The following is a 16,535-nucleotide window of genomic DNA, read 5'->3' as shown; positions in this document are numbered from 1 at the left end:
CTTAACTATTGGCCAAACGGATAAAGTTTTCCGGGTTCATGGACCGCTCCAGGGCGTCTTCATAACTGATCAGCCCCTGCCGGAACAGGTCCCGCAGCGAAAAATCCATCGCCTGCATGCCAAAGCGGGCGCCGGTCTGGATAACAGAGGCAATTTGATGGGTTTTGCCCTCCCGGATCAGATTGCGCACAGCTGGGGTCACCATCAACACCTCATGGGCCACAATCCGGCCGCTGCCGTCCAGACGGGGCAGCAGCTGCTGGGAAACAATGCCCTGCAGGGTCAGGGACAGCTGAATCCGGATTTGCTGCTGCTGATGGGGCGGAAAGACGTCGATGATCCGGTCAATCGTCTGGGCGGCATCACAGGTATGCAGGGTGGCAAAGACCAGGTGGCCGGTCTCGGCAGCGGTAACCGCGATGCCAATGGTCTCAACATCACGCATCTCCCCCACCAGGATGACATCAGGATCTTCCCGCAGGGCGGCGCGCAGGGCATTGGCGAACGATTTGCTGTCGGCATGGATCTCGCGCTGATTGACAATACACTTTTTGTGTTTGTGCAGGTATTCGATCGGATCTTCCAGAGTCAGCACATGGCAGGCCCGTTCGTTGTTGACAAGGTCAATCATCGCCGCCAGGGTAGTGGATTTGCCGCTGCCGGTCGGCCCGGTGACAAGTACGAGGCCGCGCGGCATCCGGGCCAGGCTCTTTAATACCTCCGGGTGCCCCAGCTCTTCGAGGGTTGCAATCCGCTCGTTTACCACCCGGATGGCAATGGCGGCCGAACCCCGCTGGCGAAAGGCGTTTACCCGGAACCGGCTCAGGCCGGGGATGGCAAAGGAAAAATCCAGCTCACCCGTCTGCCAGAACTTATCCTGCTGCTCCGGCGTGGTAATGGCCTCCAGCATGGCCCGCGTATCCTGAACCGATAGCGGTGCCGCATCAGTCCGGACCAGGCTGCCGTTAAGCCGCAAAACCGGCGGCACGCCGACAGTAATATGTACATCAGAGGCCCGTTTCTCAACCGCTGCCCTCAGTAGTGCTTCCATCATCAAGCTATCCCCCATTATTTACGGCAATCATTGCTTATATTTGAGTAACAGTGCTACAGACCGGCATAGGCTACCCGCATGACCTCTTCCACCGTTGTGTGGCCGGCCAAAGCCTTCCCGATCCCATCCTGACGCATCGACAGCATCCCCTGGTCTTTGGCCGCCAGGGCAATTTCATCGGCCGAGGCCCGTCTGGTAATCAACGCCCTGATGGTGGAGGTCACCGGCATGACCTCATGAATTCCCATCCGCCCCTTGTAGCCGGTAAAGCCGCAGGCTGCGCAGCCGGTGCCCCGCTGCAGGAGCAGGGGCTGGTCCGGGGCCACACCGAGAAACAGCCGTTCCAGGGAGTCGGCCGGCGGCGTGTAGCCGGTTTTGCATTCCGGGCAGATGCAGCGGACTAATCGCTGGGCCAGCACGCCCAGGATGGACGAAGCGGCCAGAAACGGCTCAATCCCCATATCCAGCAGCCGCGTAATGGCCCCGGGGGCATCGTTGGTATGGAGGGTGCTTAGCACCAGATGGCCTGTCAGCGCCGCCCGGATGGCGATATCGGCGGTTTCGGTGTCGCGAATTTCGCCAACCATCACAATATTGGGGTCCTGCCGCAGGATGGACCGCAGCCCCAGGGCGAAGGTCAGGCCGGCCCGGGGATTGACCTGGACCTGGTTAATACCGTCCAACCGGTACTCAACAGGATCTTCGACGGTAATTGTATTTTTGCTGCTGGTATTGATTTCCCCCAGGGTCGAGTAAAGGGTTGTGGTTTTGCCGGACCCGGTCGGTCCGGTAACCAGGATCATGCCATAAGCCTGGGTATACAGGCGGCGGAAGGTCTCCAGGTTGTCAGGGGCAAACCCCAGCTTGCCGACATCCAGAATGACCGCCTGCTTGTCAAGTATCCGCATTACCACCTTTTCGCCCAGGATGGTCGGCAGGGTCGACACCCGGATGTCAATATCGCGGCCGGCTTCGGTAATCTTGATCCGGCCGTCCTGGGGCAGACGCCTTTCGGCAATATCCATGCCGCCGGTAATCTTGATCCGGGATACAATCGCCGCCTGGATATCGCGGGTAAAACAGGCCACCTCCCGGAGCACCCCGTCAATCCGGAACCGGACCCGCAGTGTTTTCTCCTGCGGTTCCAGGTGGATGTCGCTGGCCCGTTCCCGCACCGCCTGGCTGAACAGGGAGTTAACAATGCCGATGATTGGCGCGTCGTCAGCGGTTTGGACCTGGGACATCGGCGCAGCCTCTTCGGGCTTTAACTGGTTGACCGCTTTTTCCACCAACTCGGTAACACCATAGTATTGGCTGATGGCCCGCATAATCTCCCGCTCTGCGGCAATAACCGGTTCGACCTCGCACCCCGATGCCATGCGGGCATCGTCAATGGCAAAAAAGTTAGTCGGATCAACCATCGCCAGTGTGAGCCGGCGGCCCTCTTTTTTAACCGGGATAATCTGATAGCGCTCAGCCAGTGAAACCGGGATAGTCGCCACAATTTCCGGGTTCAGGGCCATGCCGGCCAGCTCCACATGGGGCACTCCCAGCTGAAATTCGAGAACCTCAGTAATATTATTTTCTGTTATGTAACCAAGATTAATAAGCACCTTGCCCAGCCGTTCGCCGGTTTGCTTCTGCACAGTCAGGGCTTTATCCAGTTGCTCCCGGGAGATCAGGCCGGCTTCAATCAACAGGTCGCCTAACCGTTTGCGGTTGTTTAGCATAGTCGCGCTCCATTATTGTGTATAATTGACAAAAACAGCCTGCGCCAAAAAGGCAGGAAAACAATTATGTAAAATAAAAAAACAACCGGTACAGCAAAATAATAATTATTTTTGCGGCCGGTTGCACTACTCGCTCATCCTGGTCCAAGTGCCCACATACAGACCAGATTTCATTGCTCCGATTGGAGGATGAGATTTTACTAAAAGTATATTCGCCTGACAATTTACAATTCCTGCATTTTTTTATTAAGGCTGTATTAAAACTTTATAAAATTGAATTACTATAAAAATTATAAATGATAATGAATCTCAGTGTCAAGCCGGGTTACCGCCTAATCCTGCCAGCAAGGCCCGGTGCATAACCGGGCGCGGTGCCGGGACCCCTGTCCACAGTTGAAAAGCAAGCGCCCCCTGTTCCAGCAGCATGCCCTCACCGGTGACCACCCGGTGGCCGCGCCGGCTTGCTTCCGCCAGAAAACCGGTCTGCAGCGGATTATAGACAAGATCGGAGATCACCGCTGCCGGCTTAAGCTGATCCCAGGCCAGCGGCGGCTGGCCCGCTATGTCCGGCAACATGCCTAAGGGCGTGGTGTTGACAATGATATCAGCCTCAGCCACACATTGGGCAAAGGCCGGTGAATCCCAGTTGCTGCCGGTCACCGGCACCCCGGTACCGGCGAATAAGCCGGCAACTGCCGCTGCCCTGGACAGATCGCGGGCGCCAATGCTGACGGCAGCAATGCCGCTGCCGACCAAACCGGCCACCACGGCCCTGGCCGCCCCGCCGGCCCCCAAAACAACAGCGTGCTTAGCCTTGACGGCAACCCCGGCGGCGAGCAGTGAGCCGATGTAGCCGCCGGCATCGGTGTTATAGCCAAGAAGGCGGCCGGCGCTGACAACGACCGTATTCACCGCCCCTGCCAGCCGGGCACTGGCATCAAGCTCGTCAAGACAGTCGATAATCGCCACCTTGTGCGGGATAGTGACATTAACGCCGCTAAAGCCCAGGGCCGCCAGGCCGGCTACCGCCTGGGGCAGCAGCGCCGGCGGTGTCGACAGCGGCAGATAGACATAGTCCAGGCCGCTGGCTGTAAAGGCCGCATTCTGCATGGCCGGCGACAGCGAATGACTGAGCGGCCAGCCCAGCAACCCCACTTTTTGTGTTTTAGCCGTTATGATCATAAATTCTCCTTTCTGCTAGTGGTCTGTCTACTTGGAAAGAATAGGCCCGCGCCTATTCACAAGTATAAATATCAGGCCGGCGATCGGCAAAAGTCAGCATAACCTTGCGGGCCTCGGTCACCCGGGCCGGGTTAATTTCACCATAAATAATCGTTTCCCGGTCGTCACCTTCGGCTAGGATCACCCCTTCGGGATCAACAAGCAGTGAATGCCCGTAAAAAGGACTGCCTTTATAGCTGCCCACACAGTTTACGGCACAGACATACAGGTGGTTTTCAATAGCCCGGGCCTGAGCCAGGGTCCGCCAGTGATGGCCGCGGGCTGCCGGCCATCCGGCCGGCACAAACACTGCCTGGGCCCCCTGCAAGGCCAGTGAGCGGAACAGTTCGGGAAACCTGAGATCATAGCAGATTGCCACCCCGGCTGTCATATTGTCCAGGGCCAGCATGCCAAGCTTAGTGCCTGGGGCAAAAAAGCGTTCTTCGCCATACAGGCTGAACAGGTGTACCTTCTCATAACTGGCAACAACAGTACCCTGTCTGTCAATTACCAGGGTGGTGTTGTAGACCCGGCCGTTGCGGCTGACGGGAACGGAGCCGGCAATAATGTGTACGCGCTGGCTGCCGGCAATCCCGGCCAAGCGGGTCATTAGCGGCCCGTCGGTGTGCTCGGCCGCCGCAGCCACGTTTTTAAGGGCATAACCGGTTGTCCATATTTCCGGCAGGATAATGACGTCAGCCTTGGCGGCTGCTTCCGCCACAAGTGCCAGGCCTTTGCCTGTATTGCCTTCCCTGTCGCCGGCCACAATCTCCATTTGCAGCATTGCGATCTTCATCCGAGCCCTCCTATAGGCGGCCGCTGGCCCGCAACAGGCGGATGGCCAGCTTTTCGAGCTGCCGGGTAATTTTGGTGCCGATAAACTCCTGCGGCGCCAGCGGCTGCACCCAGATGGTAAATAAGCCGAGCCGGTTGCCGCCGAGCATATCGGTAAACAACTGGTCGCCCACTACGGCAACCTCAGCCGGAGTCAGCCCCAGGGTACGCAGAGCCTGCCGGAAACCGGTCCGGGCCGGTTTTAGAGCCCGGGCCACAAAGGGGGCGCCGCATTGGTCGGCAATGACCTTGACCCGTTTATTGCCGTTATTGGACAACAGACAGACTTTTAGACCATACCGGCTTAACTGCTGCAGCCAGAGGCGCATGTCCGGTCCCACTTCCGGGCTGTTCCAGGCAACAATCGTATTATCAAGATCAAAAATGATGCCCCGGATGCCGCGCTGCCACAGCAGCTCCGGCTTAATATCATATATCGTGTTGACAACTAAGCAGGGGGTTAGTAATTTGAGCAAAATTTCCTCCAGCAATCCATTATTATGCAGTTATTAAAAATTATAGCATGGCAGAACAAAAAACAAAAGAGACGGCCAACCGCTGCTGAGCTGCAGCAGGTCAGGGCTGCCGGCGGAGAGCAGCTTGTCCATTGCAAATGTTATAAATATCAATTCTAATTATTGTAAATACTGCGCAGATGGTTTACTATCTTAGTAGGAATGAATTGGGCGGAGTGATTTACATTATGGATGCTGAGTCTATTTCTATGGTGAATGTTCTTGAGGAAATTTTACGCAGCAAGCCGTCAGGCAGCAGTGGCGACACAATCCATGCCCTGATTGCCAGGGACGGGACACTGCTGGCGGTCTGGGCTGAACCACCTGTCAGCTTTACGCTGGCAACCCCGCAAGAGGTCTTTATCCAGAGGCTGACCGAAAACTTCCCTGTTTTCTTAACTGCACCGTATTCTCAAATTGCCGGCTTTGCCTTTGAATTCGCAGAAGTAAAAATTAGCCAGTCTTTGCATGCAACCAGCGAGGTTGCCAAAACCGGCCCCTGGCACCGGGTTATGCTGGAAGCCGGTCCGGGCGGAAATATGTTTGTTATGTCCCCCGCCAAACCAGCGGGCGTAAAAAAATATGTGCAGCATCTGTGTAAGATAGCCTGCGCTTTGTTAGCCGCAATGGTCCTTCCCCACCTCTTGGCTTTTTCCCACTGGGCGCCGCCAGCCCCACCGCCACCGGCCCGCGAGCCAATCACAGTGTATATCAAAGGCTTTGTACATAAGCCGGGAGTATATCGTCTTGCCGGCAACGCGCTGATTATGGACGCGGTCCAGGCAGCAGGCGGGTTCGCCCCCGGCGCCGAACCGAATCAGCTAAATCTGGCGCAGCCTACCTCAGACTACCAGGAAATTGTGGTGCCCGGCAGTCTGCCGAAATTACTTTAGGCCTTAGTGAAAATTAGCCCTTTTAGCGGCGCATGCGACTGGCAATGCTGCGGCCAACGCCAGCAGGGCTTATAGGCGTCTATTCAGTATTGTTTTATGCTAACCTGCATTTTTCCTCATAATAATAGTAAAGACAGCGCCTTTGAGGCGCTGTCTTTACTATTATGTGGAGTTAACGCCAGGAGTTCAGGCGAGTTTTTAGGGTCAGGTTAATCTGCGTGCAAAAAAATCCGCTTTTTACCGTTCATCATTATAGCTTAATCTGACTGCCACATAATGAAATAAATAACCCCGTAACAATGGCTAATCCTCTTCCTCCTCCTTGCCTGGATTGGCAAAAGGTTTTGCTGCTGCCGGCTGGACATTGTACTCTGCCTCCTTGCCGGTGTTTACCAATACATCATCTTGCCACATTTGATAGCCATAAATAACCACTGCATGCAGTAAAGTAATTGGCAATGACAGCAAGGGGGATATGTTGAAGTCGATTATGCCTCTTATAGGTAAAAAATAATTTAGCAAAAAGAAGTTAAAAACAATATCCAGGATTGTATTAACAGCCATATACAGCCCGAATCGTCCATATGCGAGCTTAAAAACCCATATCGTTAATACCGGCATTGTGCCAAAAGTGTAAGGTAACAGTTGGGCAAACGGATACACCGATTCCCGGGTAGCCCAAGAACCTAACCTAATTCCTATATCGCCAATTATAGTAGCCAGTACCACCGCAAACATAGCAACTGGCATCCATTGCTTTATCTCTGCTTTTTTCATAAAGAAAAGGGATAGCCACGGGGCTAAAGACAAAAACCACATAATAAAGCTGTTGCTCATAAAAATCCTCCTAATATCATCGCTGGCTTAGCTGCCTGCACTCTGAATAATATGCAGAAAAGAACTTAACCTAATGGAGATAAACAATAAGACTACGTCTCCTAAATTACCCCACGGGGAGTGTGGCGTGATAAAAAAGTGTGACATAACTTTGCCCGGCATGGCTGTTGGCGGCAATTCCGGTAGGGGTGGCTGCCGGTATAGGCGAAGTTAAATTTTAACTGATTCTTTTATTAACACGCCTAGATATAGGCCTGCCAGGAAAATTGTACATATGCCGACAAAATGAATCACGAAGAAAAACCAATTCCCAAAACGGAACGCCTCTTCTTTAAGGGGTTTTCTCAGGTTGCTTGGTATGATCTTGCCGCCAATCCATTCCATGAGGATAAAAAAGGCCCACCAGGAAGTGTACGAATCCCAAAAATCCCATTCATATTCATAGTGAATTAAACCAGTTGTATTTTTTAAAACGGTCTCTAACAGTACGCCCAGGTTTACAATCACGCCATAAAAAGCGATTTTATAAGGCCATTTTACCGGACTATACCTGACACCAAACAAAACATAAAAGGAAAAAGCCGTAGTTATAGATACTACCGGTAATTTGACAATAGGCAAAAATATATAGGGAAAAGAATAAAAGCCAACTTTGACAAATATGAAACACAGAATGTTGCCGGTAATACCGGCAATTAAGTATAAAAGCCCGTAGCGTTTCCAGTCAAGTCGCAGTAAAAAATAACTGCCGATGCAGGCAAAGGCTATACTAATAATGGCTATATACATTTCTATGCTTCCGTCTAGGAATGTCAAGAGCATCACCGCCTATAGCTGTAAGTAGTATTGCCTTGTGACAAGGTATTAATTCGCCGGTAAAGGAAATGCAGCATTTTAAAAAGCAATAACCTACTGCCGCCTATCAGAAATTTCTGCCATTTTGATCAAGGCAGACCGGAATTGCGCTTTCCTCTTATGGGGGAATAGCAGAAATGGTTAGTATAAAGCTTGTAAAATGTGCAAAAATAAACTGAGCAAATAAGAGATGACGAGGCGATCTGCTATGAGTAATCAGACAATATTATGGGGTATGCTGTTTTTGCCATGGCTAACCCTATTCTTAATGCCAAAAAAAGATATTAAAAGATGGATGCCAGCAGCTTTGTTTGTGATTGTAACAAATACTATAATTATCGATGCCGGTGTCACCTTCAAGCTGTGGGAAACAAGGGAAAACATTTTCCCGTTAAATGAGATGATTAGTTATGTCTATGGGGCATTGCCGGTAGGCTCGATGTGGATACTCAAATATACTTACGGACGATTTTTATGGTATACGGCTGCTCAAATCATAGGTAGTTTTGTATTGATCTTTTTAGTCCAGCCACTGCTGCATCGGCGGGAGATATTCGTGTGGCTTAACCAGGATATGTTTGCAGGCTTCGGGGCCTTTGTCCTAACGGTAATCCACTTAATTGCTGTCTATCTTTATCAACGCTGGCAGGAAAGCGTGTTCGTCCCTGCGGAACGAACTGAATCTTCCCCGCACTTACAGCCAGCGGCAGCCAGGCCGTTACCCGAAGAGCAAGCAGAAAAAAAAGGCGACGAATAAATTAACACTGAAATAATTAGGCGTCTTGGGAGGCGCTTTTCTTATGCTTAACGGGAGTTCGCTTTGATTTCACTCACCATGGGTTGTCATGTTTTTGTCACAGTCACCTGCTAATCTAAAAAAAAGAAATATTAACAGAGCAGTAACCCTATATTAATAGTCAGGGAGAGTGAGTATATGATTTTAAAAATAACACCGGCACAACCGGTTTACAATTATCGCCAGCAAAATTTCCGCTATCATCAGGCCAAGGATGGTTTAAGCAAGAAAAAATCTGCTTCATTCGCGAGCATATTGGCAAAGGCAATAGACTCAAAATATGCTAACCTAAACCCCATGCCGAATATAAGGTTCAGTGCTAAATCTAATGAATAATATAAACCCGGGCCACATATCATATAATGGGATAGTTTAGCATCACCCAGGAATAATAAAGATTAAGTTCGCGCACACTATCACCAAGAGGTGATTGCTATGAAAGAATCTGCTAAACAACAGCAGGCAGCCAATACTGCCGCAGGCTACGGTCCTAATAATCCGGAACCATTATCTTTTAAGGAGTCTGAAATCCCGCAGGATAAAGATGCGCTGCATGCAGCCGCGGAATATATTGATGAACCAAAGAGTTAAGTATAAGTAACAGGACTAAGCCACAGCGGGACACTAGCTCCCGCTTTTTTCTTATTCCCGCTCCTGCAAAAACGGCTGGCGCACTATCGATGGGCCGGGCTGAATTCCCCTCTCTCTTTTGCGGTTCCTGCAATATACTTAATGGTATTTTGTGAAAATAATTCCATTGCACTCGAAGCGGGCGAATTTAATTTTCCAAAATTAACCTAATTTTACTAACTTTACAGGAATTTGCAGTTTCTTTAGCGAAACTTGTTAATGGTAATAAAAAATACGGCCACTTGCAGATTGGGGACCCCTCCGGGAGTCCAGGACCGTGTAACGTTTGGAATAGACGAGCAAAACACGACGAGTAATAGACAAGCTGTTTTATTGATATCTTTAATAGAACGGATTATAGCAAAGGTCCATCTTCTAACCATTCTTTTTAGAGGTGATCGCCTATGGCACTAACCAAAGAACAAAAGAAAAGAATTTATGAGGAGGAACTGGAGCGTATTAAAGCCCGCGAGCGCATTGAGGCTGAACGGGCTCGCAAGCAGCGGCCAAAAACCTCAGCCCGGGCGAAAAATTGGGTTATTATTTTAGGCTTTTTACTGATGATTTATATAGTATTTGGTGGCGGTAAATAATCTCAAATATTATAATTCATTAACTGCAATCTGGAACTTTTCATTTTTTCGCGGTCCACTATAAAAAGACGGGGTACCTATACAGAGCCGGCAAGCAATTGCTGGTATCTGTTTTACACCTATGGGATTAACGCCCACCTGATAATATAACCAAATGATCCTACATAATAGGAAACCGATAAAATTATGAGAGGAGAATTAAGATGCGACAATATAAAGTGGTTGAAGTAAAGAAAAAAGGGTTTTTAGGAACTTCCCGGCTCGACGGTGAGAGGCTGGAAGAAATCTTAAACAAACAAGCGCAGGATGGCTGGATTTTTGATAAGCACATTTCCGGAGAAACTCTGGTTTTGGATAAAGACACGATTATGCTTATCTTCTATCAAGAAAAATAGCAAACATCCCTTTCTTAAGCCATTAATATTACTTTAGTGGAGGTACAGCTATGAAAGTATCGGTCAACAAGAAGTTTTTCCTGGAGCAGGCCCTTCCGATCATTGACTTTGACCGGATCCCCCTCGCTGCTTATGGTGGCGTTCTCTCTGTGGCCAGTTTTGGCAACACAGTAAATTTTCGTGTGCCGGCTTCTGTTGTCGAGGCAGGGCAGTCTTTTTGACTTATGATGAATGGCGTGGATTAATGGCCCGGATACAAGCGGCGCCGGGCAATATGGTCGAGATTGAGTTGTAAGGTCTTGTGTTAGTAAGAAGAGTTATAATACACGGCTGGGCTAAAATTATAGCAAGCGGCAGATATTCTCAATATAAACAATAAAGACAGCGCCTTCGCGGGCGCTGTCTCAACCTGTGCAAAGCCTTAGTGCTAAATCTCATAATCCTTCTCCCACACCGCAACGGAGCGGTATTGCAAAAAATCTCTCGGCGGTGCGCCATTCGCGTCAATACCGTTTGCATCAATGAGCGGCGCACTGGTATTCCGCTCGCCAAATCCGGCAAAAACGCCGTTTTTGATATTGGCAAAATCCTCACCGGCAGGTATGTCAAAGCTGTGCGGGTACTTAAACCCCGTACTGTCAAGCGGCAGAGCATCACCTTTTTGAAAGACAACCGGGTTTGGACTGTGCCGCAGAACGGTATGAATTTCCGGGTGATAATAGAAACGGTCAAACAGCCCTACTGCCAGTTCACGGTTACTGTCTTTCAGCACAACATTTCCGTTCGACTCCACACACACTTCCTCTACGACACCGCAAGCGGATGTGGCATGGGTAACCCGGTCAATAAGAATAAGCTCCCCCATTGTCTTATGTCGCGCAAAAGCATCTATGATAAGCGGTCCGCTCGCCACAATCTCACATGTGACAATTTCATTTTTGCCAACGCTCTCTGCGGACAACTTTTGCCCGCTGTTGACGTCGGTTTTATAACGGATGCCCGTCACAATAGCGGTTATGAGCTTTGTGCCGATTTTCAGCCAGTATTCCTTGCCGGGAACAAGAGGGCTTTCATCTGTCCACAAAATGGTCGCCATAAAAGCTTTTTCGGTTTTAAGCTGCGCTCCCCGCAAGAGGACACAACCCCGGGACACATCTACTTCACGGTCCAGCTGAATGGTGACGGGCTGTCCCGCTGTGGCGGCTTCCGCTGCTTTATCGCCGATGTACAGACTTTTCACGATAGCCTTTTCCCCGCTCGGGAGAGCGGTCAGCGTGTCGCTCACGCTGACCGTTCCCGCTTCGACCTGCCCCTGAAAACCGCGAAATGTCTGGTCGGGACGGCAAACACGCTGAACGGGCATATAGAATCCGATTTCTTCACGGTTTTCGATATCTACCGTTTCCAAGTAGGACAACAGCGGCTGACCTTTAAACCACAGCATATTATTTGAATGCTCCGTAATATTGTCGCCCTCAGTCGCTGAAACGGGAACGATATAGGTGTTCTTTACGGACAGTTCTTCCGAGAATTTATCAATATCAGCAGTGATCTTATCAAATACGGACTTTTCATAATTAACCAAGTCCATTTTGTTTACCGCAAAAACAAAGCATTTGACACCCATCAGTGAGCATATGCGGGCGTGCCTGCGCGTTTGGGTCAGAACGCCCCGGGATGCGTCAACCAAAATGACCGCTAAATCGGCAAAGGAAGCGCCGACAGCCATATTGCGGGTATATTCCTCATGCCCCGGCGTATCCGCGACAATAAAGCTTCTCACAGCAGTAGTAAAATACCGGTAGGCTACGTCAATGGTGATTCCCTGTTCACGCTCTGCCATCAGCCCGTCAAGCAGCAGGGAATAATCGATTTTACCACCTCTGCTTCCCACCTGGCTGTCAAGAATAAGCGCCTGCTCCTGGTCCGTATAGATTAATTTGGAATCATATAAAATATGTCCGATCAGCGTTGACTTTCCATCATCTACGCTGCCGCAGGTAATAAATTTAAGCAATCCATTTTCCACGGTCACCATTAAAAATACCCCTCCCGCTTCCGGCGCTCCATGCTGCCTGCCGCCTCATTGTCAATCACCCGGCTGGTGCGCTCGGACGTAACCGCCGCAAGGGTTTCGTCGATTACCGCGTCAAGCGTGTCGGCGTCTGATTCAGCCCCGCCCGTTAACGGGTAGCACCCCAAGGTGCGAAATCGCACTTTTCTTACTACGGGAGTCTCTCCGGGCAAAAACCGCATTCGATCGTCATCAACCATAATAATATTGCCGTCGCGGTAAACGACAGGACGTTCTTTGGCAAAGTAAAGAGGGACAATTGGAATGTTTTCACGCCGGATATACTGCCAGATGTCCTTCTCTGTCCAGTTTGAAATAGGGAACACACGAATGCTCTCGCCCTTGTTAATCTTGGTATTGAACAGCTTCCACATTTCCGGGCGCTGATTTTTCGGGTCCCACGCGTGCTGCTCGTTCCGGAACGAAAAGATGCGTTCTTTGGCACGGGACTTTTCTTCGTCTCTGCGCCCACCGCCGAACGCGGCGGTAAACCCGTATTTTGTCAATGCCTGCTTTAACGCCTGGGTTTTAAGGATATCGGTGTAGGCGGCTCCGTGGTCGAACGGATTAATGCCTTGCGCGATGGCCTCCTCATTGCGGTACACAATCATATTGATACCGAGCTCCTTTGCGCGGCGTTCACGGAATTCCGTCATTTCACGGAATTTCCAGCTTGTATCAATATGCATAAAGGGAAACGGTGGTTTTTCAGAATAAAACGCTTTTATCGCAAGATGGAGCATAACGGAAGAATCCTTGCCGATGGAATAAAGCATGACAGGCTTCTCACATTCTGCCGCAACCTCGCGGATGATATAGATAGCTTCAGCTTCGAGCTTATCCAAATGAGTCAACTTAAAACCTCCTCAGTATTTATTTGATTGAGCCCTGTCAGTGATAATGATCTTTATATTGCCGTCCGGCAGTTTGATTGTCCAATGCAGCAGCGTATTTTGCTGCCGGACAGTCAGCCTTCCGCCTAACCCGCCAATGTCGGCACCCAAATAGAGCGCTATGGCGGTTTTTGGACATTCTTTGACGCAGGACGCACAGCCCCAACAGCGGTTTGGGGCGTTAATAACCGCCTTCCCTGCGATGATCGCAATCAAGCTGCCGGGGCAGACCGCAGCGCACAAACCGCAGCCGACACAGTGTCGCTCCGTGATCTCAATGCTCATAAACACTGCCCTCCTCTACGAGATTACGGGTAAAGACTTTTATCATGCCGTTTTCCAGCTTTGAATTGATATATACATCATAAGCGGAGCTTCTTTCGGGATAACCGGTGTTCTCGCCAAAGCTGCGCCAGCGCGTCTCTTTTCGGGCCGCAAGATGCGCAATTACCGAACGGCAGAGAACCAACCGCTCCCGCAGTTCAAAAACATATAACAGCTCCCGCATTGTTTTTGCGGATAATTTCTCTGATTTTTCAAGAATTTTTTTTACCTTTGCGTCTGCAACCGCAAGAGAATTCTCGTCATAACGGTAATGCGCCCCGATTCCTCCGGCGTATTTGTCCATCACTGCCTGCATTTCCTCTTCAAGGGCGTCTGCCCTGGCAGACGTGCTGTTCAATATGAGCTGCAGGCGGTTTTTAACCCGTTGCGCGTCCTCATTGGAAATAGTGTTACTCTCATTTTTGCTATACTTCAGGGCGGATTTTGCGGCGATCTCTCCTTCGGCAAACGCGCCGCTTACATATTTCTGCGGACAACCGCCCGCCGCGTCGCCAGCCGCGAACAGGCCCTTGATTGTCGTTTCACGGTTGGTATCAATCCAAAATCCACTGGCGGTATGTCCTCCCACGATATACGGTTCAGTACCTTCAATCTCAACATTTTGCACGCTTGGCGTATTGCCGCTCTCCAGCCATTTGAGCGTCTGGCCCGGAGCCATATTCAAATAAGCTTTCTGCAGATCCTCATCCTGCGCTTTGCTGATACCAACTGTTTTCAGATAACACGGCCCGCGCCCCTCAAGATTTTCCGTTACAGTCCCGTGTAGCCGCTGCGAGGTGGTGATACCGTATTTTCGCTCATACACCTCCCCCTTGGAGTTGATCTGTTTCGCTCCCACACCTTGCGCAAGAGTCCCGGTAGGAGCGATTGTATCTTTGCAGCGCAGGGCGATAAACCGCATTTCAAGTGTGGTCATTTCTGCGCCCGCTAAAATCCCCATCGCCAAACCCGCGCCTGTATTAAAAGGCGAGTACCACATTTTATGGCGTGAAAATCCGTGGTTATTCGGCCTGTAGAGGCCCGCCGCTCCGCCTGCGGCGCAAATCACAGCCTTGGCTGAGATAACATATAGGACCGGCTCGTCAATCGAAAAAGCGTATGCGCCCAGTATTTTGCCGTCTTCCGCGCTGTATTCAAACACATTGATGCGGTTCATGACCGTGATTTGCGGCTGCTTGGCCACAGCTTCAGCCAAAATCGGCTTTATGTTCTCGCCGTTGATTTTGATGTTGCGGCTTCCTCTTGCGGCATAATTCCCATGCTCGTCTTTAAGGAGCGAAAGCCCAAGGCCTTCCAGCTTAGTAACGGTCCTGTTCAGCCCTTCCGCCATTGTCAAAAGCAGATCGCCGCGAACGATTTTTTCGGCGTCGGTCCTGGCATACTCCACATAATCCTGTGGAGTACGTCCGGGCAGGATATAGGCATTGATAGCGTTAACGCCTGCCGCAAGACAGCCGCTGCGCCTGATATTTGCTTTTTCAGCAATCAGGACTTTCGCGTCGGAATGCTCGCAAAAGGTAAGCGCGGCATAACACCCCGCCGTACCGCCGCCTATGATTAAAAAATCCGTGGCTATTCTTTGTACACCTATCTCAATATTGTTCACAAAAGCACCTACCAAACATATTCGAATAGTTAAATTATAGGTTTCACACCGGCAAACAGCAATGACCAATTACGCAACCGATTGCTTGAATAGCCCGAGATTTTCACCAGCAGTATTACGCAACTTTTTTGCGCAAACGTTTTACTTATTGCTTATTGCTGAGACAGCGGAAGAAACCTATACTATAGCTAGTAGCATTTTGCTAGTGTTGAATTGGGAGGAACCTATGTGAGCATAAAAAAAATTGCGGAAATTGCCGGAGTATCCGCATCGACGGTTTCACGAATTATCAATTCACCTGACAACAGCTTTGCCTCAAAAGAGGTGCGCGACCGCGTTTGGGCAGTCATACGGGAGCATGAATATGTGCCGAACCAAAACGCGAAAAATCTGAAACGAAACAGTGCGTCCAAGCACCAGCACAATAGCATTGTCTGTATCTTGGGACGCGCGAAAACCATTAGTGAAAATCCGTTTTTTGAGCAGGTTGCAAGAGCAATTGAACAGCGCTCGCTGAGCGCAGAAGTTGTTGTCTCCAGCATTCTGACGTCTAGCTGCGATTCTTCCGTTCCCGATAACAAGGAAAAGCTCGGCAACGCAATCGTAATCGGGCGCATCAAAGAAAACCAAATCAAAGCCATTGAGCAAAAGTATAAAAATATCGTTTATGTCGGGAGAAACCCTCTTGACGTATCTTTTGACCAGGTGATTTGCGATGGAAAAGAAGCAACTGAAAAAGCCCTGGCTTTACTATTCAAAAACGGACATAAGCATATTGCGTATTTCGGGGAAACAACGAATGAGGTGAGGTTTAAGGCTTATACGGAAGCGATGCGCAAGGCATCCGCCAAGCTCGAGCATATCTGCTCTATTAATGTGCCGCACACGGCGGAAGGAGGATATGCGGCCGCAGAGCAGCTGCTTAAACGCGGAAAGACTTTACCAACGGCCGTTTTTTGCGCTTCCGATTCTATGGCCATCGCCGCCATGCGTCGTTTCAGAGAGTCAAGGATAAAAATACCTGAAGATATTTCGGTTATCGGTATGGACAATATCGAGCTTTCGGCTTATGTTTCACCTATGCTTACTACCATCGAAACGCCCGCTATCGAAATGGGAAATATCGCTGTGAGTATATTACTTGACCGCATTAACAAAGGGCATAAGCTGCCTGTTAAGATCATCCTTCCCAGTAAATTGGTTGAACGGGAAAGCGTTTGGCATCAGGGATATGTTGATATAGGCAGTTACATATAAAATACGA

The 16,535-nt window shown here is 50.1% G+C and carries 19 protein-coding genes and 1 riboswitch; of the genes, 8 read left to right on the top strand and 11 right to left on the bottom strand.

What is annotated here, in order from left to right:
* Position 1: 1 nt before the first annotated feature.
* The 5 genes from ACZ481_RS10485 to ACZ481_RS10465 all read right to left on the bottom strand — a co-directional run bounded on the left by ACZ481_RS10485 (position 2) and on the right by ACZ481_RS10465 (position 5,315).
* On the bottom strand, positions 2-1,054 hold the full coding sequence (locus ACZ481_RS10485; RefSeq protein WP_464770093.1) for a type IV pilus twitching motility protein PilT: 1,053 nt from the start codon (positions 1,052-1,054) through the stop codon (positions 2-4).
* A 53-nt stretch (positions 1,055-1,107) separates the two neighbouring features.
* Complete coding sequence (gene gspE / locus ACZ481_RS10480; RefSeq protein ID WP_464770092.1) at positions 1,108-2,784, bottom strand: type II secretion system ATPase GspE; 1,677 nt, start codon at positions 2,782-2,784, stop codon at positions 1,108-1,110.
* Positions 2,785-2,890: 106 nt separating this feature from the next.
* Positions 2,891-2,973: riboswitch (cyclic di-GMP riboswitch) on the bottom strand.
* A gap of 126 nt (positions 2,974-3,099) precedes the next feature.
* The gene (locus ACZ481_RS10475; RefSeq protein ID WP_464770091.1) at positions 3,100-3,966 is read right to left on the bottom strand and encodes a shikimate dehydrogenase; all 867 of its coding nucleotides are present in this window, start codon (positions 3,964-3,966) and stop codon (positions 3,100-3,102) included.
* A 52-nt stretch (positions 3,967-4,018) separates the two neighbouring features.
* The gene (locus tag ACZ481_RS10470; RefSeq protein ID WP_464770090.1) at positions 4,019-4,801 is read right to left on the bottom strand and encodes a carbon-nitrogen family hydrolase; all 783 of its coding nucleotides are present in this window, start codon (positions 4,799-4,801) and stop codon (positions 4,019-4,021) included.
* Positions 4,802-4,811: 10 nt separating this feature from the next.
* Entirely contained in the window at positions 4,812-5,315 is a 504-nt protein-coding gene (locus ACZ481_RS10465) for a YqeG family HAD IIIA-type phosphatase (RefSeq protein ID WP_464770089.1), read from the bottom strand.
* 215 nt (positions 5,316-5,530) lie between these two features.
* Here ACZ481_RS10465 and ACZ481_RS10460 point away from each other — a divergent pair, with 215 nt between their 5' ends.
* Positions 5,531-6,247: an SLBB domain-containing protein gene (locus tag ACZ481_RS10460; RefSeq protein WP_464770088.1), complete on the top strand. Its 717-nt coding sequence runs from the start codon at positions 5,531-5,533 to the stop codon at positions 6,245-6,247.
* 303 nt (positions 6,248-6,550) lie between these two features.
* On the opposite strand, the gene ACZ481_RS10455 is transcribed toward ACZ481_RS10460, so the two are convergent.
* A complete protein-coding gene (locus tag ACZ481_RS10455; protein WP_464770087.1) occupies positions 6,551-7,084 on the bottom strand; it encodes a hypothetical protein in 534 nt (177 codons plus the stop codon).
* Between the two features lie 210 nt (positions 7,085-7,294).
* Positions 7,295-7,873, bottom strand: a complete 579-nt coding sequence (locus ACZ481_RS10450; RefSeq protein ID WP_464770086.1) for a CBO0543 family protein — start codon at positions 7,871-7,873, stop codon at positions 7,295-7,297.
* A 274-nt stretch (positions 7,874-8,147) separates the two neighbouring features.
* Between ACZ481_RS10450 and ACZ481_RS10445 the strand changes: the two genes are divergently transcribed.
* From ACZ481_RS10445 to ACZ481_RS10420, 6 genes are all read left to right on the top strand, one after another.
* Positions 8,148-8,696 (top strand): hypothetical protein, encoded by a 549-nt coding sequence (locus tag ACZ481_RS10445; RefSeq protein ID WP_464770085.1) that lies wholly within the window; start codon positions 8,148-8,150, stop codon positions 8,694-8,696.
* Positions 8,697-8,873: 177 nt separating this feature from the next.
* A complete protein-coding gene (locus ACZ481_RS10440; RefSeq protein WP_464770084.1) occupies positions 8,874-9,071 on the top strand; it encodes a hypothetical protein in 198 nt (65 codons plus the stop codon).
* Positions 9,072-9,170: 99 nt separating this feature from the next.
* Positions 9,171-9,326 carry a hypothetical protein gene (locus ACZ481_RS10435; protein WP_464770083.1) on the top strand — a complete coding sequence of 52 codons (156 nt, stop codon included), beginning with the start codon at positions 9,171-9,173 and terminating at the stop codon, positions 9,324-9,326.
* Between the two features lie 443 nt (positions 9,327-9,769).
* Positions 9,770-9,958: a hypothetical protein gene (locus ACZ481_RS10430; protein WP_464770082.1), complete on the top strand. Its 189-nt coding sequence runs from the start codon at positions 9,770-9,772 to the stop codon at positions 9,956-9,958.
* Between the two features lie 203 nt (positions 9,959-10,161).
* On the top strand, positions 10,162-10,353 hold the full coding sequence (locus ACZ481_RS10425; protein WP_464770081.1) for a DUF4177 domain-containing protein: 192 nt from the start codon (positions 10,162-10,164) through the stop codon (positions 10,351-10,353).
* 50 nt (positions 10,354-10,403) lie between these two features.
* The gene (locus ACZ481_RS10420) at positions 10,404-10,574 is read left to right on the top strand and encodes a hypothetical protein (protein WP_464770080.1); all 171 of its coding nucleotides are present in this window, start codon (positions 10,404-10,406) and stop codon (positions 10,572-10,574) included.
* 206 nt (positions 10,575-10,780) lie between these two features.
* On the opposite strand, the gene ACZ481_RS10415 is transcribed toward ACZ481_RS10420, so the two are convergent.
* The 4 genes from ACZ481_RS10415 to ACZ481_RS10400 are packed head-to-tail and all read right to left on the bottom strand — an operon-like array spanning position 10,781 to position 15,271.
* Positions 10,781-12,391: a sulfate adenylyltransferase subunit 1 gene (locus tag ACZ481_RS10415; RefSeq protein ID WP_464770079.1), complete on the bottom strand. Its 1,611-nt coding sequence runs from the start codon at positions 12,389-12,391 to the stop codon at positions 10,781-10,783.
* Positions 12,391-13,281 (bottom strand): sulfate adenylyltransferase subunit CysD, encoded by an 891-nt coding sequence (gene cysD, locus ACZ481_RS10410; RefSeq protein WP_464770078.1) that lies wholly within the window; start codon positions 13,279-13,281, stop codon positions 12,391-12,393. Before cysD ends, ACZ481_RS10415 begins: the two co-directional genes overlap by 1 nt.
* 12 nt (positions 13,282-13,293) lie before the next feature.
* Positions 13,294-13,605: an indolepyruvate ferredoxin oxidoreductase subunit alpha gene (locus ACZ481_RS10405; protein ID WP_464770077.1), complete on the bottom strand. Its 312-nt coding sequence runs from the start codon at positions 13,603-13,605 to the stop codon at positions 13,294-13,296.
* Positions 13,595-15,271, bottom strand: coding sequence for an adenylyl-sulfate reductase subunit alpha (locus ACZ481_RS10400; protein WP_464770076.1), 1,677 nt, complete (start codon positions 15,269-15,271; stop codon positions 13,595-13,597). Before ACZ481_RS10400 ends, ACZ481_RS10405 begins: the two co-directional genes overlap by 11 nt.
* A 228-nt stretch (positions 15,272-15,499) precedes the next feature.
* On the opposite strand from ACZ481_RS10400, the gene ACZ481_RS10395 reads away from it, so the two are divergent.
* Positions 15,500-16,528 (top strand): LacI family DNA-binding transcriptional regulator, encoded by a 1,029-nt coding sequence (locus ACZ481_RS10395; protein WP_464770075.1) that lies wholly within the window; start codon positions 15,500-15,502, stop codon positions 16,526-16,528.
* The last annotated feature ends 7 nt before the right edge of the window (positions 16,529-16,535 follow it).

The sequence above is a fragment of the Sporomusa intestinalis genome (genome assembly GCF_055383785.1).
Note: the sequence above shows the minus strand (reverse complement) of the source record. Positions and strands in the feature narration are given on the sequence as shown.

Coding starts and splice junctions, on each gene's coding strand:
- ACZ481_RS10485 (WP_464770093.1), bottom strand. CDS start 1,054: ATGATGGAAGCACTACTGAGGGCAGCGGTTGAGAAACGGGCCTCTGAT.
- gspE (WP_464770092.1), bottom strand. CDS start 2,784: ATGCTAAACAACCGCAAACGGTTAGGCGACCTGTTGATTGAAGCCGGC.
- ACZ481_RS10475 (WP_464770091.1), bottom strand. CDS start 3,966: ATGATCATAACGGCTAAAACACAAAAAGTGGGGTTGCTGGGCTGGCCG.
- ACZ481_RS10470 (WP_464770090.1), bottom strand. CDS start 4,801: ATGAAGATCGCAATGCTGCAAATGGAGATTGTGGCCGGCGACAGGGAA.
- ACZ481_RS10455 (WP_464770087.1), bottom strand. CDS start 7,084: ATGAGCAACAGCTTTATTATGTGGTTTTTGTCTTTAGCCCCGTGGCTA.
- ACZ481_RS10450 (WP_464770086.1), bottom strand. CDS start 7,873: ATGTATATAGCCATTATTAGTATAGCCTTTGCCTGCATCGGCAGTTAT.
- ACZ481_RS10445 (WP_464770085.1), top strand. CDS start 8,148: ATGAGTAATCAGACAATATTATGGGGTATGCTGTTTTTGCCATGGCTA.
- ACZ481_RS10440 (WP_464770084.1), top strand. CDS start 8,874: ATGATTTTAAAAATAACACCGGCACAACCGGTTTACAATTATCGCCAG.
- ACZ481_RS10435 (WP_464770083.1), top strand. CDS start 9,171: ATGAAAGAATCTGCTAAACAACAGCAGGCAGCCAATACTGCCGCAGGC.
- ACZ481_RS10430 (WP_464770082.1), top strand. CDS start 9,770: ATGGCACTAACCAAAGAACAAAAGAAAAGAATTTATGAGGAGGAACTG.
- ACZ481_RS10425 (WP_464770081.1), top strand. CDS start 10,162: ATGCGACAATATAAAGTGGTTGAAGTAAAGAAAAAAGGGTTTTTAGGA.
- ACZ481_RS10420 (WP_464770080.1), top strand. CDS start 10,404: ATGAAAGTATCGGTCAACAAGAAGTTTTTCCTGGAGCAGGCCCTTCCG.
- ACZ481_RS10415 (WP_464770079.1), bottom strand. CDS start 12,391: ATGGTGACCGTGGAAAATGGATTGCTTAAATTTATTACCTGCGGCAGC.
- ACZ481_RS10405 (WP_464770077.1), bottom strand. CDS start 13,605: ATGAGCATTGAGATCACGGAGCGACACTGTGTCGGCTGCGGTTTGTGC.